At 52.0% G+C, this 18,216-nt stretch carries 11 protein-coding genes; 10 read left to right on the plus strand and 1 reads right to left on the minus strand.

What is annotated here, in order from left to right; genetic code table 11:
• The first annotated feature begins 15 nt into the window (after window positions 1-15).
• From E9954_RS05950 to E9954_RS05965, 5 genes are all read left to right on the plus strand, one after another.
• The gene (locus E9954_RS05950; protein ID WP_136078299.1) at window positions 16-270 is read left to right on the plus strand and encodes a hypothetical protein; all 255 of its coding nucleotides are present in this window, start codon (window positions 16-18) and stop codon (window positions 268-270) included.
• Window positions 267-422, plus strand: a complete 156-nt coding sequence (locus E9954_RS32335; protein WP_168442013.1) for a hypothetical protein — start codon at window positions 267-269, stop codon at window positions 420-422. Before E9954_RS05950 ends, E9954_RS32335 begins: the two co-directional genes overlap by 4 nt.
• A gap of 313 nt (window positions 423-735) precedes the next feature.
• Complete coding sequence (locus E9954_RS05955; RefSeq protein ID WP_136078300.1) at window positions 736-1,077, plus strand: hypothetical protein; 342 nt, start codon at window positions 736-738, stop codon at window positions 1,075-1,077.
• A 763-nt stretch (window positions 1,078-1,840) separates the two neighbouring features.
• A complete protein-coding gene (locus tag E9954_RS05960) occupies window positions 1,841-2,398 on the plus strand; it encodes a hypothetical protein (protein ID WP_136078301.1) in 558 nt (185 codons plus the stop codon).
• Window positions 2,388-4,412: a helicase HerA domain-containing protein gene (locus E9954_RS05965; RefSeq protein ID WP_136078302.1), complete on the plus strand. Its 2,025-nt coding sequence runs from the start codon at window positions 2,388-2,390 to the stop codon at window positions 4,410-4,412. The genes E9954_RS05960 and E9954_RS05965 overlap by 11 nt, the downstream gene beginning before the upstream one ends.
• Before the next feature lie 252 nt (window positions 4,413-4,664).
• On the opposite strand, the gene E9954_RS33830 is transcribed toward E9954_RS05965, so the two are convergent.
• A complete protein-coding gene (locus E9954_RS33830; RefSeq protein ID WP_168442014.1) occupies window positions 4,665-4,844 on the minus strand; it encodes a DUF4372 domain-containing protein in 180 nt (59 codons plus the stop codon).
• A gap of 259 nt (window positions 4,845-5,103) precedes the next feature.
• Here E9954_RS33830 and E9954_RS05975 point away from each other — a divergent pair, with 259 nt between their 5' ends.
• The 5 genes from E9954_RS05975 (at window position 5,104) to E9954_RS05995 (ending at window position 18,195) form a co-directional block, all read left to right on the plus strand.
• Complete coding sequence (locus E9954_RS05975) at window positions 5,104-9,093, plus strand: hybrid sensor histidine kinase/response regulator transcription factor (protein ID WP_136078304.1); 3,990 nt, start codon at window positions 5,104-5,106, stop codon at window positions 9,091-9,093.
• A gap of 753 nt (window positions 9,094-9,846) precedes the next feature.
• Window positions 9,847-11,952, plus strand: coding sequence for an autotransporter outer membrane beta-barrel domain-containing protein (locus E9954_RS05980; RefSeq protein WP_136078305.1), 2,106 nt, complete (start codon window positions 9,847-9,849; stop codon window positions 11,950-11,952).
• Between the two features lie 141 nt (window positions 11,953-12,093).
• Entirely contained in the window at window positions 12,094-12,840 is a 747-nt protein-coding gene (locus tag E9954_RS05985) for a PEP-CTERM sorting domain-containing protein (protein ID WP_136078306.1), read from the plus strand.
• 113 nt (window positions 12,841-12,953) lie between these two features.
• A complete protein-coding gene (locus tag E9954_RS05990) occupies window positions 12,954-15,731 on the plus strand; it encodes a DUF4955 domain-containing protein (protein WP_136078307.1) in 2,778 nt (925 codons plus the stop codon).
• 94 nt (window positions 15,732-15,825) lie between these two features.
• Window positions 15,826-18,195, plus strand: coding sequence for a LamG domain-containing protein (locus E9954_RS05995; protein WP_168442015.1), 2,370 nt, complete (start codon window positions 15,826-15,828; stop codon window positions 18,193-18,195).
• The last annotated feature ends 21 nt before the right edge of the window (window positions 18,196-18,216 follow it).

Below are 18,216 nucleotides of genomic sequence, written 5' to 3' on the forward strand. Positions count from 1 at the left end.
TGCAAGGTGAAGAATATGAGCGAAAATAAGCCGATTAAGAAGTTTGGAGCAGGCGCGATCTCAGCGTCTGTCTGGAAGAATGAGTTGAAGGATGGGACTGAAATCAATGCGGTGACCATCGAGCGTCGATATCAGAACAAGGATGGCGACTGGCAGAGCACAAACAACCTGAGGGTAAATGATCTTCCACGGGTTGCATTGCTGGCACAGAAGGCCTACGAATTTCTGGTGTGCGGTAAGCACGATGAAGCGAAGGAGGTGGAAGAATGATGGGACTCCCTCATATCCAGCTCCACGGTCGGCAATACCTGTTGGATGTGGCGGCTAGCGAGCTGCAGAACCCGAAACATCCATGGGATGTGGTGCCGCTGAACGAGGCGGAACTGGAATATTACAAGGCGCTGGCCGGAGGCGCCGCTTAGGCGCTTTGTGCGCCCCTTTAACGAGTCGATAAAAAGGCGTTGTCTGACCGGGCGCGGCGGAACAAATAAATATCGGGTTTCACGCCTAAGCGCATAAAAGCCGTTCGCTCTTCGCGAGCGTCATTTTAAGCGATTCCCCCGAGGGGTCGGCTGCCCGAAATGGCCGCTCGAAAAAGAAGAGGCAGACGAAAAGAATCATACAGATGGAATGAATGAAAATTTTCGATTTGTTCATGTCGAATGATTCCCTCGGGGTATCTGTTTTGGGACTGAAACAGATACCCGCAAAAGACGGGAATCAAAAGGTGATAAAATGAACAAAGCGAAAATAAATCAAATCATCAGCTACATCAAAGCGCAGGATGAATTTCCGTTTGATGTATTCGATGTGGAAGACCAGGAGTCCGTACTTGGATACTTTGGCTTCCACTCAAAACTGGATGACGAAGAACGGAAAATCATGCAGGCCGAGCTGATGGAGATGGCGGAAGCAGCGCAGTCCGCAGAGATGGCAAGAATCATGTGCGCAGAACCGGTGCCGCAGAGATTATACCGGAAGAAATACTGCACAAGAACTGAGCAGTCAATGAGCATGGAAGAATGGCTGAAGACACTGCCCGAAGAGCTTCGGGGAGGCGTTGCCTCCGTGGTATAGGCGGAGGCCTTTGGCCTATTAGGCCGCCTATGCCGTGGGGTAAAACAGCATAATAGGAACAGGGTAAAAGTGAGGGATGGTTATGGGATAATTCCAGAGCCTGGAAATATAGGTGTGAAGGTTTAGGCACTATGGAGTGATGGGGTGGTGATGCCGTAACAGGGGTTGGAACAGTTGGAAGCATTAGATGGGGATTGGTTGATGGGATAAATGTCGGGATTTGGGGATATGGATTGTGGTGATGATGGAAATGGATTCATGAGGTAGAGGGGGTTGAGATGGGTGGAAAAACTCCCTTCGGTCGTAATTAATCACCGCTTCGCGGTTAATAGATCTACCGATCACATGAGCAGAGCTCATGAGATCGGGGATGGGAATTGGTGGGAGCTCCCGCCTCCGGCGGGGTGTGGTGACCGGGGGTAAGGCAGGGCAGGAGAAAGGACGTAGTCCGGGGGCTTCGCCCCCGGGGGAGGTAGAAGAAGGAGTGGTCATGTATTGGTGTGACCATGAAAAGGAGGGGAGGATTCCTGGGGAAATCCACTGTGAAAATAACGGAAAACGGGGTGTTAGGTTTGTTCAGGTTGGATGTTGTTGTAAATGAGCAAGTTAAGTCGGGATGAAGAATAAAATAAACCCGTGAACAAACCTCTGAATAAACCATGCGAATCGGCTGCCGTCCTTCGGCCGTTTTCGGTGTTTCATGGGTTGGAAGATCGAAAGATTTATAAAGTCCGGATGGTTTTGGTCTACTGGTGAGTAGTAAATGGCAGGAAACTATAACTGGTATTATCCGGGCTATGCGCCCGATCAAAAACTGCAGAAGGACGCCTACGGCTATCATGTCGAAACCGGCCGTCCCGCATTTGAAATCATACGGGAAATTCCGGCAGCGAAGCAGCCGTTCGGGAAGCCCGACGGACTCTATGAAAAGATTTTCAATGACGGGAATGCGCGAGAACATGATCCGATGAATTTCGGGGCGGACCGGATGTTATTACACGGTGATCACATCGACTGCCTGATGAAACAGTTGCAAGCACGGCACACGATCTCATACAGCGTTCTGAATGATATTGAGTTTCAGGAAACCCGCGTGAATTCATCGCTATCCCAATTGAATGGTCTACCTGTGATGGCAGGTCGATGTTCAAAACAGGGTATCGACCTGGAAAAGCAACTAGCACGATTGAGCCAGGAACGTCACGCCGAAGAGATCGCATGCTGGCGGGATACCAACCGGTTGCTGGGAAGCATATTTGATTCATGGACAGGCTATGCCGATGAGCGGCGGAAAAAGAGGTTGATGGACGATGACCTTTGAGGAATCGCTCAAAAAACTGGCCGTCCATATCGGGCAGATCAAGGCGTTGAAACTATGGCGTCAATACCAGCTGTCCGATGCATTCGGAAGACGGGATATAGAGGCTTTGATCGAGTTGCAGCTCCATCAGAAATATGGCGAGGATCCGCTGCGCGATGAAAATGGATTGCAGGTGCCGCCGGAAAATGACGCAGCAGGTGAGTATGAACTCGGGCAGGTTTTGAACTATGAAAAAGTCCTCCATCCGTTCGGAATCCGGGAGGATGAATTTATCCAGCACATGGCGATTTTTGGGCGGAGCGGGGCAGGTAAAACCAATACGGTAGCCCTGCTCATAAAAGAGCTGGTTCGTCACAAAAAACCGTTCCTTATATTTGACTGGAAACGGAACTATCGAGACCTGTTGGCGCACGATGTTCCACTGGAAGTTTACACCGTCGGAAGGCCAGTTCATCCGCTCTATTTTAACCCGCTGATTCCACCCCCTGGAACCGATCTAAAAGTGTGGTTAAAAAAACTGATCGAGATTATATCCCACGCCTACTTTTTAGGAGAAGGAGTTATGTTTATTCTGATGGAAGCTATCGATGCCGTTTACTCAAAATTCGGGTGCTATGGAAATGCTCCCGAGCGCTATCCAACTCTGAAGGATGTACTTGAGTTTTTGGAAAAGATGCCGGTGAAGGGCCGGAAGGCTATGTGGCTCGATTCCACCATGCGGGCGGTTCAAAGTTTATGCTTTGGACAGGTGTCCGACGTCATCAATACCGACTCCCAAACCGGGGTGCAGCAACTGCTCGATAAGAACGTTTGCCTTGAGCTCAATTCGCTGGCGCAAAACGAAAAAACATTCCTGATCGAAACACTGATGGTGTGGATACACCATTGCCGAATGCTTGAGCCCGACCGGGAAACATTCAAGCACTGCATCATCGTGGAAGAGGCGCACAACATACTGACGAATACCGGAAAGGAAACGGTCATCGATCTGATTCTGCGGGAGATCCGGGAGCTCGGTGAATCCATCGTGCTGATAGACCAGCATCCGAGCCAGATATCGGTTCCAGCCCTTGGAAACACATATTGTACCATCGCGCTCAATATGAAACACAGCAAGGATATCAACTCACTCGCTGAGATGATGCGGATCCCGAAAGAGAACCGCGAAACGCTGGGCCTGCTGCCCATTGGTCATGCGGTCGTGAAACTCCAGTCGAGGTTCATCCATCCATTTGAAATCCAGATTCCGAAAGTCGATCTCGATAAAGGATCGGTCTCCGATGCGTACCTATCGCAAATTTATGGATCCTATTCCAGCGATTCCACATCAAAGGGCAACCATAATGCCGGTTCCAGTGAAAAGGAACCCATTCCCGAAAACCATAGAATAGAGAAGCATTCTACTGGAACAGGTCTATCTGAGACCGAAGAAGTATTGCTTAAGGATATTCGTAAGCATCCTTTTGATGGAGTTGTTAAACGATATTCAAGATTGGGGATCAGTCGAAGGCGGGGGAACCATGCCAAACAGGGACTTATTGAAAAAGGAGTAATCCAGCCCGTTGACGTCCCTACAAAAACCGGCAAGGTCGTCCTCCTCGACTTCACCCCCGCCATGCGCGAATCCATGAAGCGGAATGGGATTAAAGTCACCAAGCGCAAGGAAGGTGGAATCGTTCACAACTATTGGAAAAACGGAATCCTTAAGCAGCTCGAAAAAGACGGATGGACTGTCGAACTCGAAAAACCTATAGGCAATAATATGGCCATTGACCTCTACGCTGAAAAAGCTGGTAAACGCATTGCAGTCGAAGTCGAAACCGGCACCCGCGGCGCTGAGAACATAGAAAAACTGATACCCTTGAAGCTTGATCGCATCATCAGTTTCAGTACGACAAACGAATCTAAGATCAAAACATTGCGGGATCTCAGTACCCGATCAATCCATTTAAACAACCTGAAGATCCAAGATCCAAGCTCATGGGACCGAAAGAATGAATTGTGGATCAAATGATAAACTTCAACTTTTGGTTCAACGAGCGTAAGCAGCGTTGTTTTGACCTATTGAACCACTCTTCCTCTATACTCCGGTCGGTTAACTCGCATCAACCGGAAGCTTCATATAACCTTGTGTAGATTTCAGATGTCGTGGGGATTTGTAAATTGGACGTAGTTTAGGTGGTTGCTAGAGTGCTATTTCCCCCACGAAAGGTGGGTGAAATAAGAATTTGTTTTCAGATAGCCTGAACCGGGGTAGTACGAAACACTAATTGCATCCAATCGGGCCGACCACGCCAACAATATTGCTCAGGGATTGTTTTCTCGTTGCCTGTGCGTATAGCAAAAGAAGGAATTGTTGCCACGTCTTGAACGTTTTGGCGTAACGGTCTGCATCATGCATTTTGACCGATTTTTCAAATATATGTCTCGGAATGAAATAGACCAACTATCCGCGCAAGATATTGGATTTCGATACTGCAGAAGAACGGTTTATTCAGGAGCTGGCAGCATGAGGCAATCGTCGGCAAACAAAATATGGCATTTTAATTTACAGTCTACCTTCCGAGTCGTCTATATTTTCAACTATTTACCGGACACCAGTGTTATGATATATTGTTTTAAAATAGAGTGGTCAATCTATCGCCTAGATTGGCGGGAAGCTATATTAAGCATTCCATATTGCTGAGAAGCATGAGTTTAAAAAAGTGAATCACAAAATTTCCATCGTCTATTTGTACTGCCTATGTGTAGCTGCCTTGACCTTCAGTGCCTGGGCCGTTCAGCCCTACCAACCTCAACCGGTCCCTGCCGCGCTTGGAGAGATGTGGCGCTGGCACCATATCGAAGCGCTGGATCAGGAAGGGTTCCGGTGCATGGCGACCACTCCGGACGGGGCGATCTGGTTTGGCGTCAATAATGGTTTGCTGCGTTATGACGGAACCCAATGGAAACGGCATGATTTGGAAAACGGATTTGTAGACACTCCCGTTCAACAACTGGCCGTTGCAAAGGATGGGACTGTTTATGCATTGAGCCGCGGCATCTTGTTTCGATATGACGGTAAGCTTTGGAAGAGGACCTTCCCGCCAGAGGGCAAGAGCATAATTTTGACCTTCTTAATGCCTGCTAACGATGGAGGAGTATGGCTTGGCTCGACCCGGGGACTTTTTCATATAAACGAAAACAACATCAAACTGATTACAGAGCCCAGGCATGTTAATGGGGCGAAAAAACTGTTGTCCGACCTTGTCACCATAGAGGTTCTGCCGAACTTGCAAGGGCCGGATGGGGATGTAATGGTTGGTTTGTTCGAGAACGATGATGGCGTTTTAACCATTGGCTACACGTCGGGTTGGTTCGTGCAGATCGATACCCAACGCCCCCTGAGCGAACCGGGTGCTTGTCGTAGTTTAAAGAGTTCAGGGAATGTGAGTCTTAATCAGGTCGTCAGCATGCTTGAAATGGATGATGGTCAGATCTGGGCAGGCTTTGGGCCGAATGTGTACATCATGGATATATCCAGGGGGATGAACACCCATTGGCCCTTATCCGAATCGGACTCCGTTGAACAAAATACTTATGCCTTAGTCCGGTCAGCCGAGGGAGAGCCCATTATCGCGTCCCCCTCTCAGATATTCTGCAGATCCGGCGATAGGTGGGAATCCTTCAGGTATCCGGGCCCGGATAGCAGCAGTTTGCCGCTCATGATGGTCGATGAGGGCCAGAATCTATGGGTAGGGAAGCTTCATGGGAAAGTGTATCGAGTGGACCTTTCCAACGAGCGGTGGCAAACCATGGAGGGCCTCATTTTTCAGGGTGAAGACCGGCTTGGGGCACAGTGGTTCCTGGATGTTGAGGGTCATGCAGTCCGTCTTCACGAAGGGAAATGGGATCTGTATAATCAGGGGGATGGTTTAATTGACACCCCGGTAGGCCTGCTTTGCAATCGAAGCGGCCCGGTCTGGGTTGTTGGGAGTCATCAAGGCCAGGCGGCCTCAGCGTTTCTTGATGAACATGGACGCTGGCAGCGGACGATTCATAAGGACCTGCCTTTGCATATCAGCCCGTCATCTCTTTTTGAGGATTCGCAGGGAACTATATGGTTCGGGGCTTACCGTGGTTTACCCAAGGATACAGGGGGGGTTGTTTGGGCGGAACCGGATGGGGCGAGCGGATACCGATTCAAACATAGCCAAAAACCGAACAGGGCCTGGCATATAAGGGAGCTTCCCGACCGAAAAATGGTTATAGGTGCATATGCATTATGGGCGTTAAACGGCTCATCGCCCAGCCGCATTGCCAATGAACATGCCGGACCTGGTGAAAAGTATCTTGCCATGGACTGTGCGGAGGATGGCAGTTTATGGGTCGCCCCCGAGGGCCTCGGCGTGCATCGCTTCAGGGAGGGCGAATGGACCCGCTACGCGCGGCAGGATGGATTGACCGATAATATGGTCGTTGCGTTGCTGGGCCGTGGTACCGACGACGTCTGGGCCTTAAGTGCGAATGGATTAAGTTATTTCGACGGGTATGGTTGGACGCCCGGCATTTACGGGTCTTTCTTTCCGGGGCTTTTTCATCTTGAGGGTTCAGTGCATGAATCAAAGGATGGCAGCCTTTGGCTCAACTATGTCTCGCCTTCCTGGTTTCTTCGAGCTGAGTCAAGATATCAGCTGGAGTCCAATGTCACCTTTAAATCGATTCGCTGCCGCCCAGCCTCCCTGCCGCCTGACACGCAAATCATTGATTTCATGGAGCGGGTGGCTTTACCGGGCAGCATGACTATTCGCTGGCAGGGAACTTCGCCTTGGCAGCAGACGGAAGATCAAGAGCTGTATTATTCCTGGCGGCTCGATAATCAGGATTGGAGTGCGTATGCATTAAACCGCGACGTGACGCTGCGTTCCATGAAGCCCGGAAGGCACACGTTTGAAGTCCGGGCGCGCGATTATGATTTGAATGTGGACCCCACTCCGGCAGTAATCTCGTTTGTTGCGATTGCTCCCGTCTGGCAGCAGGCGTGGTTCATACTTTTGGTCTGTTTGGTCATTATTCTGATCATCATGGTTTTGAGATCATACAAGCATCGCCTGGTGACCGATCAGCAGCACAAAACAGAACTTGAACGTGTGAAACTCCGCTTTTTTACGAGCATTTCCCACGAACTTCGAACGCCGCTTACCGTGTTGCTTGGCCCGCTTCAAGGTCTATACGAAAAGACGCAGGACCCCGATATCAAGAATAGACTCCGCATGATGATCCGGAATGGCGAAAAATTGCGGACCTTAATCAACCAAATCCTGGACTTCAGAAAACTCGAAGCCGGAAAGATGAAAATCAGCTGGAGCTACGGCGATTTTATTCAATCGGCACAAGCCGTTTTTGATTCGCTGCTGACCTATGCGGAAATGACCTCGGTAACATACGCTTTTGAAGCGCCGAAAACCTCGTGTATGGTTTGGTTCGATTATGATAAACTGCAAATCCTGCTGAGCAATCTGATCTCAAATGCCATCAAATACACCCCGTCTGGCGGCAGCGTAAAAGTGATGCTGTGCATTGACTATGAAAAGGATGCGGCCGGAATCGCGGTCCCGACTTCAGTAGTAATCCGGGTTGAAGATACCGGGCCCGGTATTTCTGCGGAAGACCAGGAGCATATCTTCGAGCGGTACTACCGCTCGGACTCAAATGAAAACAAAGGATCCGGGCTGGGACTGGCGTTGGTCAAAGAGTTGACCCAATTGCTCGGCGGCTCCATTTTGGTCGAGAGTCCGGTTACAGCGGACCGGCAGGGAACCGGGTTCATTCTTCAGCTTCCCATCTATGCAGAAGCTCCCGAGGGGGCACACCCTGCTCATATCCAGACCGAATATAATCTCATGCCGTCTGAAACCTTGGCTGGTTCCTCGAACGGTGAGCAAACCACAAAACCCACCCTCCTCGTCATTGATGATGACAAGGATATCCGTTTATTCGTGCACATGGAGCTGTCCCCGCTCTACGACATACACGAAGCGGGAAATGGAAGCGAAGGATTGGAGCGGGCTTCCGAACTGATGCCGGATCTTATTATTTCTGACGTCATGATGCCGCTGATGGACGGAACGCAACTGTGTGCCGAACTTAAATCGAACCCTTTAACGAGCCATATTCCCATCATTCTGCTGACCGCCCGCACGGCACAGGAGCACGAATTGGAAGGACTAAAGGCCGGTGCGGATGCCTACGTTACGAAACCATTCGCCATTGACCTGCTAAAAGCACGGATTGCTGCGCTTCTGGAGTCACGAAAAGCCATGCAGGAGCGTTTCCGCCGGGAAATCCAGCTGGCTGATTTTGACGTCAGCATCACCTCCATCGATCAGGTATTCCTTGAACGAGCGGTTAACATCATCAAAACCCAAATGGATGACTGGGAATTCGGCCCCGCCCAGCTTGCCCGGGAATTACACATGAGTGAGCGGAGTATACAACTTAAAATAAAGGCGATAACTGGAGAAACACCGAGCCGGCTGATCCGGCTTATACGCCTGAAGTGTGCAAAAAAAATGCTGGAAGAAGCGCAGCCCCGCATGACCGTTGCCGAGGCCGCGACAGCAGTGGGAATCATTGATGTGAGCTATTTCGGAAGAGTTTTCAAAATAGAGTTCGGCCAAACACCGTCATCGGTGTTGGCAAACAATAAAAAGTAGGCATGTCCCGAAAATTGGGTTGGTTCGCCGCGATTTTGAGCATCCACCCTGCTCGTAAATCACACCGTTCCGCTTGAGTGCATTGATCGAATTCAACCTCTCACCGCAGTTTTACTGCCAACCCCAGCTGTTTGGACCCCAAGCGACCTTTCACGATGTAAAAGGTTTAAACCCCGTATAATTAATGCGTTTATTAGAATTTTTTGTGTAGGGCGCGCCTATCGATGGGTGGCTTGAAATCGGTTCGAACGGGATGCCCATCGCGGGTTGTGTTCGCCGATGGGAGAGCCGCAAACTGAATGTTCGAAAATCGAAAATAAATCAGCTGTTTACTTCAAAAACCCGGAAAACGAGGGAAAAAAGGCCCTGATTTCGGTTGAGTCCGAATATTCATTCGGCTGAGTGGGAACCCAGGATCCGGTTTTTGCTCATATTGGGTCTGATAGAAATAGCTGGAAGGTTCATTTGCAAACTGATGTCGGGTTGATCCAGCAATAAAACCCAAGGAAGCGAGTGAAATAAATAAGTAAAAACACGGAGGCAGAAGAGATGAATGGAATGAAAAAAATAAAAGCAAAGGCCTTATTGGCCTTGGCGGCAGGTGTGCTCGGCGCACATGCCCAGACCACAACGAACGCAAAGAGGAATGGAAGCCACGTAATTCAAGGAGATTTTTCAGATGGGAGTCCAACTACATCTCTACTAACTAACAGCAACAGCAAACGAGTCGGTAATGGGGGCACCCCAGTGCGTATGAACGTGCCTGTATGGGGGCTGGATCTTCCGCCGATTCCGCCCGGAGAAACACTTACGGCCGCAACCTTTTCGGTAGATGTGCTTTCGATAAGCGGCGCTCCCCTGTTTTTCGATGTTGTGTTCAGCTTGATGAATGCCACCGATATATCACAGATCGGCTCTGCCGAGTTTGTGGCGGCATCGGCTCCACTGGGCACGGTTCTTTCGAATGGCTACGTATTTGCCCAGCTAGACGAATCTGAAATACCAGCGGGTGAAACGTTAGAGGTGCCTGTGACGGGCGCGGCATTGACCCAGCTGAGTTCATTGTATGATGCGTCCGGTAATCCGACTCAAAGTACGATCTGGTTCCGTCTGTCGCCCAGTATCACTAATTCGGCTAACGGGGGCGATCGGATCCAGTTTGCCGATGACCCGCTTGATTCTAATGCGGCCCTCTTCGGGCTGGAACTGGATTGGGGTGTGCAGCCGGAAGATGTCTATTATGTTGCATCGACACCGACCAACTGGACCGCCGGTTCTGCATGGAGCGACGGCAATCCCCCATCAAGCATCAATAATTATATTGTAACCAACAATGTGGCTTTGCAAACACCGTCCACCACCGCGACCTTCCCGGGAGCGTCTCTTGATCTGGTCGGCTCGCAGACCGTGGAGCTGATGGTTTCCGGGGCCGATGTAATTACTTTCCCTCTGCTTGATCTGGGCAGCGATGTTCTCCGAGCGGGGGTAGTGGATGCCGGGGAAGCAAAGGTGGATGGGACGATCAATGTATTTGGTAATCCCACGTTGGCCGGTGCCACGAATGAGACGCGGGACCTGCGTGTGCTGGCTCTGGTTACTGGGGTATCTACCCTGGAACTGTCCGCACCCACCAAAACCGTCTACATCGACAATACGGCCAATACCTTTGGCGGAACGTGGAACGTGACCGGCGGTACCGCCGAGTTTGCCGCTCCCGGCGCGGTCGGTCCGTCCGGCATTCAGGTGCAGAGCAATGCAACGCTGCGCATCCTGGGCAACTGGGATGGCCTGGCCTCCGGCGAAACCCTGACCGTTGCCGACAGTCCGTCCGCTTCGGTGGTCGTGGGCGCAAATGCATGGAGCGTGTCGGCTCTTTCGATCGGCACCAATGATGTTGCCTCAGGTGCCGTCTATACGCTGGCTGAACTGAACGCGATGGGTTCCAACGCGGTATTTGCCGGCACCACCGGTACCATCCAGGTGGGGGCGCTGCCGCCGCCGCCCCCGGAAGATCTCATCGTTGGTATCGATACGTTTGATAGCACCTCCGCTCCAACCCCAACCTTTACGGGGGCAGGTATAACGGCTTCCGCCACGGCTTTCTCCCCGGACGGAATTTGGAACAACTCTGTTGGCGAAGCTCGTGGTTCCAGTAAAGACGGGACATGGGGAACCTTTGATGGTAACGGGAATCCGGCCAGCACGAGTACCACTCTAGGGGTTGACTGCATCAGTCTGCTCAATGGTAGGAACGGTCAGATCACGTTATCGATCACGAACAACGGGCCGAGCGATATCAACCTGGGTGCGATTCACTTTGACGCCCTTGCGTTCCGCGCCAAAGCAGCACGTACCTATGCGGTGAACGTACTGACTGGCAGCGATATCACGGTCGGTAATGTCTTTACTTCAGCTGATCAAGCGATCACCGAGTTGAATGGGACTGCAGGCCTCAAGCTCGATGATTTGGATCCCGAGACCCATGACCAGCACGATGACATCGACGTTTCCCTGGCCGGTATTGCTGACAGCACACTCGAAGTGGGTGGGGTCGCCATCATTGAACTGGCCTTTTCGGGAGGCATTCCCGGCAACAGTGGACATCATCTGTGGGTGGACAATCTCGGAATTTCATCTACGGCCGATACGGTGGTTGAGCCGCCGGAGCCGCCGGTAATGGGTTCGGAAGTGTCGGGCGGAAACATGACCATTACCTGGACATCGGACGGTTCGTTCAAGTTGCAGACTCGCGATAGTCTTACCACTGGCGACTGGATGGATGTGCCTGGTGCAACCTCCAGCCCTGTCGTGGTTCCAGCCACCAACGATGTTGAATTCCTGCGTCTGATTGAACAATAGGGTATAGGGATTCCTCGCAATGGCGGGGCGGCGGATGCCTGATTCTACAAGGTTGAACCCGTCCCGCCATATAACCATTGAGAATTTAGTTAAGAAGCATCCCACAGAGGGGATGCCGCAGGTAAACAAAAGGAGAAAAAAATGAAGAGAACAATAAAAGTAATGACTACGTGCAGCATGGTTGCATTTGTAATGGCAATGGGTGCGCATGCCGGAATGGTTTCAGGCACTCCATCAAGCTATGGTGTGATCCAAGGTGACCTTCAGAACGGTGGTCCGGATGCGTGGAAGCCTAGTGACGGCAACGCCGACCGTGTGGGGGCAGGCGGGACTAGTCCCAACCAGGTTATCAATGTGCCGGTTTGGGGGTTCGCCCTGCCCACCCTTGCGGCTGGTGAACAGATTGATGCGGTCAACTTCGGATTCACGATGACGGGCACCCCGATAACGTCGAGCGCAACGTTCGATGCGGTGATCAGCCTGATGAATTATGACCAGTTCACCGACTTCAGCACGGCGGATTATTCAGGGGATATCGGTGCCCTGGGCAATGGAACCTTGGTGGCTACTTTTAACAATACGGATCTCGCAGCCAACTCGGTGGAGAGTTTTGCGTTGACCGGTGCTGCCCTGACTCTGTTTAAGAGCTTCTACGACGCATCCGGAAATCCTCTCCAGAGCGACGTCTGGTTCCGTATTTCGCATGACGGCCCTTGGCCCAGTCCTTACCCAACCAACGACCGCTACAATTTTGCGGACGACGGCACAGGAAATGTCACCCGCACGTTGGATATCACAACATCTGTAATTCCGGAACCCGGTACGCTGGGGTTGGTGGCGGCGTTTGGTGGCGGCGTCCTGTTTATCCGCCGCCGTTTCATGATGTAGCTCTACGCATGAAATGCATTTAAATAGGGGGCTTTACAGCCCCCTTTTTTTGATAGTACTGAATACATATAGGTCAATAGGGTCAGAGTAGGCGAATTGTCCGTTTTCTTATTATGATGAAACGAATCCTCTTTTTGCTGTCGGTTTTGATGGGGGCTTGTGTTGCATTGTCTGCAACAGAGGCTCCGGCCTGGCTTGACTATAATCAAAAAAGGGCGACGGGACAGATGGGCGATAGCCTCCTGCTGGATTTCTCGTATGCCGGCTACCAATTTTCAGAACAGCCGATTCCCGATGTGTCCGGTTGGAATACGATTGATGTCACCGCATACGGGGCCGTTGCGGATGACGCAGGGTTTGATGATGCGGCCATTCAGGCGGCGATCACTGCAGCCGAGGCCAGCGGCGTTCCAACGGTGGTCTATTTTCCGGCCGGGCGGTACAAGGTCAGCGACGCGGCCACGCAGGATACCCCGTTTGAGATCAACGGGAGTCACATTGTGCTCAAGGGGGCGGGTTCCGGAGTCGGTGGCACGGAGATTTTCACGGAGCGCAGCGATTCGGACGGTGGTGCGGGCCCCTGGCGTTTTCATTTTAAGCCGGCTTCGATCAATGACTCGGATATCACCACAATCACCAGCGCTATAACGCGTGGGGATTACCAGATTCAGGTGGCCAACGCCGGTGCGCTGAGTGTCGGGGACACAGTGAACCTATATCAGCAAACGACGGACAACCTCCCGCTCAACATGCCGGGCCTGTCGTACAACCCTATCTGGAAACTTCCAGACAATGGAATCAGGCCCCACGAAAAACACCTGATCACCGCCATACAGGGGAATATGGTAACGTTTAAGAACCCGGTGAACATGCACTTTGCCCTTCATCACAATTCTTCGCGTGTCGAGCGGTACACCACGATCGAAGAGGTCGGTGTGGAAGATATTCTTTTTACCAGCGGTTGGGCGGATGATCCTGCGATCTACGAGCACCATGACAGCGACTTGGTTGATTACGGCTGGCGGGCACTGGCCATGGAAAACGTATTTAACGGCTGGGTCCGGAACTGCGAGTTCAAGGACTGGAACGAAGCGCTGTGGATTGAAAAGTGTCTGGCGGTGACGGTGAAAGATGTGCTTTATACCGGCAAGCAGGGGCATACTTCCTATTATGCGCGCTATTCCTACGGGGTGCTGTTTGAAAACATGTGGGATGATGTGCGGGACGACGGCGGCCATAACATTGCGGGTCATGGGCATGGTCCCGGGATGCGTTGGAGTACCACCGGAACGGTTTTTCTGAACTGCAAAATGAACGAGCACCAGTCCATCGACTGCCATGGCTATCACCCTTATGGAAACCTGCTGGATGGCGTGTTCGGCGGATCGTTCAATAACAACGGTGGTGCTGAAGATTCCTATCCGAACAGCGGACCCGATCTGACCTTCTGGAATTTTGAGCATGCGTCATATTATTCTTTTAAGACCTTCGATTTCTGGGATCCGGTGAACCGGAAAACCCATACCTACGCATGGCCGAAATTTATCGGTTTCCTGGCACCGGGCGAAAATATCACCCTGGTGAATACAGGGCTGAATCAGCTCCAGGGTACGGAGGTTTATCCGAAGTCGCTCTTTGAAGCGCAGCTGCAGATGCGCCTGTTTGACGGCTATGTGTCGGCATCCTCTGAAACGCAGGATCATCCTGCAAAGCTGGCCAACGATAATGATGCGGGTACTGCATGGATTTCGGATGGCCCCGGAGCCGGTGAGTGGCTGATGATTGATCTGGGCGTTTCGAATGCCGTCAATAGCATCGCAATCGATGAAGATGGAGGACGGGCAGGTAATTTCCTGATCGAATACTGGGATGAATCCGCCTGGCAGGTGCTGGGGGCGGGGAGCGGCATCGGCCCGGACTGGGAGGTTCAGCTCCCGGAGGTGACGGCCCGCAAGTTTCGATTATCGGTTGTCAATATGAAGTCCGGTGAAGAGGCCTCGCCCGTTTCGATCCGCTCCTTCCATATTTCGCTTGAGGCGGATCCTGCTTCGGAGGTCCTGATCGCCGGATGGGATACCTGGGATAGTATCTCTGCTCCAACCCCAACCTTTGCGGCGGCAGGGATAACGGCTTCCGCCTCGGCTTCCTCCCCGGAAGGCAATTGGAACACCTCTGCTGCCGAAGCTCGTGGTTCCAGTAAAGACGGGACCTGGGGAACCTTTGATGGCAACGGGAACCCGGCCAGCACGAGTACCACCCTGGGGGGTGACGGCATCAGCCTGCTTAATGGCAGGAACGGTTCAATCACATTGACGATCTCAAACATTGGCTCAAGCGACATCAACCTGGGGGCGATTCACTTTGACGCCCTTGCGTTCCGCGCCAAAGCAGCACGTACCTATGCGGTGAACGTACTGGCCGGCAGCGATATCACGGTCGGTAATGTCTTTACTTCAGCTGATCAAGCGATTACCGAGCTGGGGGGGACTGCAGGCCTCAAGACCGATGATTCGGATCCCGAGACCCATGACCAGCACGATGATATCGACGTTTCCCTGGCCGGTATTGCTGACAGCTCACTTGAAGTGGGTGGGGTGGCCATCATTGAACTGGTCTTTTCGGGAGGTACTCCCGGCAACAGCGGACATCATCTGTGGATTGACAACGTAGGTATCACGGGAACGTTTCCGCCCGGCACGGTGTCCCCGGTGCTTGAGTACGAAATTATCGGGGGCGATATCGTCTTCACCTGGATCGGAAGCGGCATGAAGGTTCAGTCTCGCACAAACCTGACGGAGGGAGTCTGGATTGATGTGCCCGACAGCGATGCTCCTCCGGTGACAAATTCCACAACCGATCCGGAAGCCTTTTTCCGGCTGATTGAAAAATAATACAACAAACTGGGTAGGTGTAATAATGAAGATAAACTCCATTCTTAGATTAAATCGAGTCCTGCTCGCCTTGGCTTGGTCTGTGAGCCTTTGTATGGCGACTGTTGCACAAAATGAAATATTCTGCGGCGGTGTTTCCGGATGCTCGAATCTAGCGGTAGCGGCCAATTCTGATGAGTTCCGCGCGGCGGGCGGAAATATTTTTATTCATTCGGTTGGGTGGGACAATCACACGACCGAGGCGCAGAAAAACACCATCGTTCAATTGTGGCAGGACCATGAGTGGGGCATTGAGATGGGGTTTTCCGCGTATGACTATACCTCCAGGCAGAACGCGTACAAAAGCAGATATCTGGACCGGGGTATCCAGGCGAAATTCATTACGGTGAACGCCTATTCCAGTGGGAGAATTCCAGAGGTGGATGACTGGATACTCGATAGGCAGGCCTATTATGACAAAGGCGTCGATTCATCCACCGCAATCTATGCCACGTTTGAGTATCAGAACATGGCGGAATATCAGACGACGCTGCATCAAAACTTAGTGTCTGACCGAACCGATTTTCAGGAGATCATTACGGCATCCGGAGGAATGACGCTGGATATTCCGCCAACCGTTTATTTCAGGCGGATAAACAGCACCAATTCGAACATTCGTAAATACCATGACTGGATTCTAGACGCCATCCGGTGGGCACAAAGTAGAGGTCATACCGTCGGGATTATCGTTTCGCCCAACAGCGCTCGAACCAATTATGATGAAGATACAAAGGCGTTCGTCGAAATTTTGGAAACTGAAAACGCGTTGCCGAATTTCTTTATCGTTGAGAACTACAGTCCTGAAGATCCCGCGACGTATGACAATGAGGTCGGTAATGAAGACACCCCTCACCATCAGCTCGGTTGTGCCCGTTTGCTGCAGGGTTGGCTTCCCGTTTCCGGGGACATAGATCCCACCTCCGGTCTGGTCGCTCACTGGCCGCTGGATGAGGGCGCCGGAACGAATGCGGTCGATGCATCCGGTTATGGATTTGACGGCGAATTGCTGAATGGCGCGACCTGGGGCAGTGATGCAACGCGCGATTCCTACGTCGTGTTTGACGGAACGGATGACCGCATTGCAACGACCTTTACCTATGCGCTTGCTGAAACCAACGACTTTACGTGGGCGTGGTGGGCGAAAAAGGCGACGGCACCCGGAGCGGATAATGGATCCATCATGGTGGGAAACCGCTATGGAAACACCGGTTCGGAAAACTATGAATTTATCAAGTTCACGCCGATCAGTGTTCAGTTCGCGAACTCGGACACTGCCGGTGCCATCGAACGCTATGATTATTCCGATATTCCGCAGGATGAGTGGCACCACTATGCGATGGTGAAGGATGGCACAAGCTATCAGTGGTATGTTGATGGAGTCGCGCAGGGCGTGGCATCGAACTTTGTCTACAACGAATCCTCCCCGCTCCCATTCCTTATCGGCGGGGATGACGACGGGTCGGGCACCAAAGTGAACGAGCACTTTGAAGGCTGCATCGACGATGTGGTGCTCTACCGTGAGGCGCTTACCCCGGCCGAGGTGGCTGACGTGAGGGATGGTCATTATCCCTATGCGCAGCTCGTTTATGAACTCATCGCCGGCTGGGATACGTGGGACAGTATCTCCGCTCCAACCCCAACCTTTGCGGCGGCAGGTATAACGGCTTCCGCTACGGCTTTCTCCCCGGACGGCAATTGGAACACCTCTGCTACCGAAGATCGTGGTTCCAGTAAAGACGGGACCTGGGGAACCTTTGATGGGGACGGAAATCCGGCCGGCACAAATACCACCCTGGGGGTTGACTGCATCAGCCTGCTTAATGGCAGGAACGGTTCAATCACATTGACGATCTCAAACATTGGTTCAAGCGATATCTACCTGGGTGCGATTCACTTTGACGCCCTTGCGTTCCGCGCCAATGCAGCACGTACCTATGCGGTGAACGTACTGGCCGGCAGCGATATCACGGTCGGTAATGTCTTTACTTCAGCTGATCAAGCGATCACCGAGCTGGGGGGGACTGCAGGCCTCAAGACCGATGATTTGGATCCAGAGACCCATGACCAGCACGATGATATCGACGTTTCCCTGGCCGGCATTGCTGACAGCACACTCGAAGTGGGTGGGGTCGCCATCCTTGAACTGGTCTTTTCGGGAGGTACTCCCGGCAACAGTGGACATCATCTGTGGATTGACAACGTAGGTATCACGGGAGCGTTCTCGCCCGTCACGGTGTCCCCGATGCTTGAATACGAAATGATCGGTGGGGACATGGTATTTAACTGGACCGGAAGCGGTATGAAAGTTCAGTCGCGCACGAACCTGATCGAGGGGGTCTGGATCGATGTACCCGACGGCGATTCACCGCCTGTGAATATAACTCCGGCCAACTCGGGAGCCTTCTTCCGTTTGATTGAGCAGTAGGTTTTTCAAATTCTCGAAGTA

Source organism: Pontiella desulfatans (assembly GCF_900890425.1).
Lineage (GTDB): Bacteria > Verrucomicrobiota > Kiritimatiellia > Kiritimatiellales > Pontiellaceae > Pontiella > Pontiella desulfatans.